Annotated in this window: 3 protein-coding genes, 3 pseudogenes and 1 other annotated feature; of the genes and pseudogenes, 4 read left to right on the top strand and 2 right to left on the bottom strand. The window is 61.5% G+C overall.

Annotated features, from left to right (window positions below):
• Together EG244_RS21240 and EG244_RS20590 are read left to right on the top strand one after the other, a co-directional pair.
• A pseudogene (locus EG244_RS21240) lies at nt 1–394 on the top strand (hypothetical protein); the annotation flags it as partial.
• 161 nt (nt 395–555) lie between these two features.
• A complete protein-coding gene (locus tag EG244_RS20590) occupies nt 556–732 on the top strand; it encodes a hypothetical protein (protein ID WP_158617384.1) in 177 nt (58 codons plus the stop codon).
• Nucleotides 733–1,039: 307 nt separating this feature from the next.
• Here EG244_RS20590 and EG244_RS21370 read toward each other — a convergent pair whose 3' ends face one another.
• Entirely contained in the window at nt 1,040–1,174 is a 135-nt protein-coding gene (locus EG244_RS21370; RefSeq protein WP_267900307.1) for a hypothetical protein, read from the bottom strand.
• A 233-nt stretch (nt 1,175–1,407) separates the two neighbouring features.
• Nucleotides 1,408–1,818, bottom strand: coding sequence for a PRC-barrel domain-containing protein (locus EG244_RS19880; protein WP_124966887.1), 411 nt, complete (start codon nt 1,816–1,818; stop codon nt 1,408–1,410).
• 1,012 nt (nt 1,819–2,830) lie between these two features.
• On the opposite strand from EG244_RS19880, the pseudogene EG244_RS19875 reads away from it, so the two are divergent.
• Nucleotides 2,831–2,974, top strand: a pseudogene (locus EG244_RS19875) (P27 family phage terminase small subunit); the annotation flags it as partial.
• Nucleotides 2,975–3,140: 166 nt separating this feature from the next.
• Nucleotides 3,141–3,879: pseudogene (locus EG244_RS21235) on the top strand (IS3 family transposase); the annotation flags it as partial.
• Nucleotides 3,458–3,613: a sequence feature (AL1L pseudoknot), on the top strand. It overlaps the preceding pseudogene by 156 nt.

Raw genomic sequence — 3,879 nt, 5'->3', positions numbered from 1 at the left:
GCTACAAAATCAGCGCGGCTGTTCCAAATCATTCGACGACGGACACTATAGCGGTCATACCGCCTCGCAGGAATTACCGCTTAGGGAAGCCCACAACGGAGGGCGCCAGGGCGTGAAACGATGCCCTGTGAACGTCCAAACGTCTTGGGAGAGCGCTCTGGCGCAAATGGAGTGTGTATCACCGCCGCAGCCGGTGGAAGCGAAGAGGAACGGCATCAGGCAGCTCGGACAAAGGCTCATGGCAAAGGTATTCGACAGCCAGGTTGCCGGGGTCCGGATCCGCGCTCTTCGCAGTCTCTCCCGAACCGGTGGCGTTCGACGGCTCAGTCCTCAACCGTTTCACGGCTCACGGCTCACGGCTCACGGCACGCCGACGACGGCCCGAGTAACATGAAAATTAAGGGATTAGGGGCATCTCATCCAAAGGCTGCTTTGTGCATCAGCGCCCAGGAACGCCCCGGGGAGACCCCGGGCGTTTTTTACGCCCTGAGAACACCGGAACATCAGCTCTGCCAGGCGGTTAAACTGCTGGCAGGTTAACTGGAGGATGTGGCCATGACTGGTGAAGAAAAGCGCCATCGGGATATATTGCAGCAAAACAAAGCCCGGAAGAACGGCCCTTTGAATCCGGGCGTGAAAAAGGACGCAGGGGAGCGGGAATACGTTGAGGACGCGGCCGACGCATTGGATAACCCGGAAGCAGGACAGAGCCGCCGCAGCGAACAGCGCTAAGCGGTTCTCATGCCCGTCCGGCGCCCGACCGCAGAACATCCGCTCGGGCGCTTTGCGTTTCAGGCATAGGGATTTAACGCGGCGCGTGTCTCCGCAACCGGGGTGCGCCTTTTGACCCGCTGAGCGGTCTATCAACGCTTCCAGGTGTTCGGCTTGGGCTGCCTCGCGGGGAACCGGCGCGTCTCTCAAGGGCAGAAACAAAAAAGCGCCCAAGGTTGACCTCGGGCGTCTTCATAATTCATCCCTGTGTCTCAGGGGCGCTCATCGTCATTGGCATCTGTTCAGATGAGCCAACCGCCGAGAGCTCTCACTTAGCCTTGGACTTCAGCATGGGTGCAGCAGCGGCGGTGTTCTTAAGGCTCGGCGCTGCGGCAATTGTTTTGGGGACGACTTTCTTCGGCTTTTTCTCATCGCGTCGTCGCTTTTCCATACCTTTAGCCATGATGGGCATCCTCTTCAAAACCTGGCCTCCGAGGGCCAACGGACGACCATAGAGCTTAACGCAGGGAAAGCCAGCCCGGCCGTTCCCTCCACACGCTTTCCCGCTCATCCTGATCAGCACGCCTCTTCCGGGGCTCCCCGCGTGGGTTGCAGGCCCATGGCCGGAACAGCACAACGCCCGACAGCCGGCAAGGCGTCGGGCGCATGCAATGCTGTCGAACAGCAGAGCGCTGATTACCGCTCTGTGTGGACCGGCATCTCTTTAAGCTCTTCCCTGGTCACAACCGCAACGGCCCGCAAATCACCTGCGGCGTTGCGATAGACGTGGATATGCTCAGGCTTCAAATCGACCTCGTGCTTTTCCACGCCCACAAAGGTGCTGACGTCGGTGACCATGCCGGTGACGGCATTGTCAGGGCCGATAACAAGGTTGGTGATCTTACCCACCTCATTGCCCTCAGTGTCGTAGATCGTGGCACCGGTCATTTGCTCGGGGGTGATCGTGGTGAACTCCGTAATGGTGTACCCATCCGGGACAACCACGACAGCAGCCGGTGCCGTCGCCGTCTGAGCGATGGCCGGGACCGCCGCGGTAAGTGCCAGTGAAACAGCCAGAGCCGAAGCAGAGAGTTTAACGATACGCACAGTTGTACTCCTCAATTGGGGTTCCGGGCTGACAACGGCGAAATCAGCCTCCCGCTCCGGGCCTGGCCGCGATCGTCAAATCTGAGCATTGATCTGCTCAGATCCCTTCATGTCATGAGCAAACGAGCGCCATCGACGGCTGATCTCGCTGCGTGGTGATCCTGCGTGATGGATCATTGTTCGCTCATAATGCTGGCTGGTCGCCTGAACAGGGGTCTGGTCCTGCATCCGAAGGGACGGCATGTCACCCGCACCCGGCAGACACGGCTTCAGGCGTCACAGAGCCACCCGCCACACAGCAGGTCATAAGCCACGTATCAGAGAGAGCAGAGACACCGCACGCGAGCGCGCCGGGAAGCTTTCCGGGCTGACATGCTGAGGCAGCAGCCCCTGTGCGAAGACGGCCCGACGGATGGCCGGATCATTGCCGCGACCGTGCCCGACCACGACCTGCCACGACCTGCCACACCAGGGCGATCCCGGCCTGTTCCGGGACAACACATTCACCAGCCTGTGCAAGCGGCCCCACGACGGCGGGAAGCAGCGGGCCGAGGCCCGGCTCTCAGGCGAAGCGCTGCTGGCATGGGTGAGGAAGCGGAAGGGTCAGACCTGATCCACGGGGGTGGGTCAAAGTCTAAAAGATCATCCTTCGGACCGGCGGGGGTCATCGTTTTTTTACACGGCCAAAACTGAGAGCTTTTTTGGCGGGTTTTGACATGGGCCGAAAACCCAGGCCAACCCACCTGAAAGTGGTGACCGGCGAGCAGCGACCCAGCCGGATCAACAAAGAAGAGCCGCCTGTAAATCAGGGTCTCGCGGTCGCTCCCGCGTGGCGTTCCGGTCGTGCTGCTGAGATCTTCGACCGGATCAGCGCCATCCTCCACGGCATGGGGATCGCCTCCCCGGACGATGGGCACGCGCTCGCTCTCTGCGCCTCCCGGCTGGAGGAGGTCGGGATCCTCACCATCGTGGCCGAAGATGAGGGCCGGACCTACACCAGAGAGGGCGGCCTGAGGTCGCCATGCGCCACGAGGTCCTGCGCCACGCCCAAAGCCTGCTGGCAGAGTTCGGCCTGACGCCCTCGGCGCGCTCCAGGGTCAGCGCAGGCAAGAAGGCAGAGGCCAACCCATTCGCCGTGCTGGAGGATGCGATATGAAGCACGGCTATGCCGCAACCGCTGAGGCCTATGCCCGTAACGTGGTGGCGGGGCGTATCCCGGCGAACACCTACATCCGCCTCGCCTGTCAGCGTCACCCCGACGATCTGGACTGAACCGCGCCGGGTTTGCCGGAGGCTCCAACTCCTGAGTAAGGTGGAGCATCATGAGCAGGACAACAAACAAGTTTTCCCCTGAAGTGCGCGCACGAGCGGTTCGGATGGTTCTCGACAACGAAGGCCAGCATGGCTCGCGTTGGCAGTCGGTGATGTCGATCGCGGCGAAGATTGGCTGTGCGCCTCAGACGCTGAACCACTGGATCAAGAAGGCCGAGGTCGACGGCGGCAAGCGGCCGGGCGTTTCCAGTGAGATGTCGCATCGCATGAAGGCCCTGGAGCGTGAGAACCGCGAACTGCGGCAAGCCCGAGATCCTGCGTAAGGGTGAGCCAGTGAAGGCGCCACTGGTTCAAGCCCACTGGCGAACGCGTATTTTGCGATGGCGGAGCTCGACCGCCGATCGAAGTCATGGTGGGTTTTATTGATGCCCATCGGGGCAGCCACGGGGTGGAGCCATGGGAACGCCATTGGTCCGAGTGACCATGGCGACGGCCGATCTGCCGTCTTCTGCCGATTGCCCCGTCCACCTATTATGACCATCTGGCGAAGCGATCCGATCCGACGCGTCTGTCCGCTCGCGTGCGGCGCGACGAAGCGTTGCGCCCTGAGATCCGACGCGTCTTCGAAGAGAACTATCAGGTCTATGGGGTGCGCAAAGTCTGGCGGCAACTGCGCCGTGAGAGGTTCGACGTGGCTCGGCTCGCACCGTCGGTCGGCTGATGAAGGGCATGGGTATTCAAGGCGTTATCAGGGGCAAGCCGCCTCGGACGGCGATCCAGGACAAGAAA

Origin of the sequence: Falsigemmobacter faecalis, from assembly GCF_003863335.1 — a bacterium.
Lineage (GTDB): Bacteria > Pseudomonadota > Alphaproteobacteria > Rhodobacterales > Rhodobacteraceae > Wagnerdoeblera > Wagnerdoeblera faecalis.
The sequence above is the reverse complement of the archived record's forward strand: the minus strand, read 5'-3'. Positions and strand labels throughout refer to the sequence as shown.

Coding starts and splice junctions, on each gene's coding strand:
- EG244_RS20590 (WP_158617384.1), top strand. CDS start 556: ATGACTGGTGAAGAAAAGCGCCATCGGGATATATTGCAGCAAAACAAA.
- EG244_RS21370 (WP_267900307.1), bottom strand. CDS start 1,174: ATGGCTAAAGGTATGGAAAAGCGACGACGCGATGAGAAAAAGCCGAAG.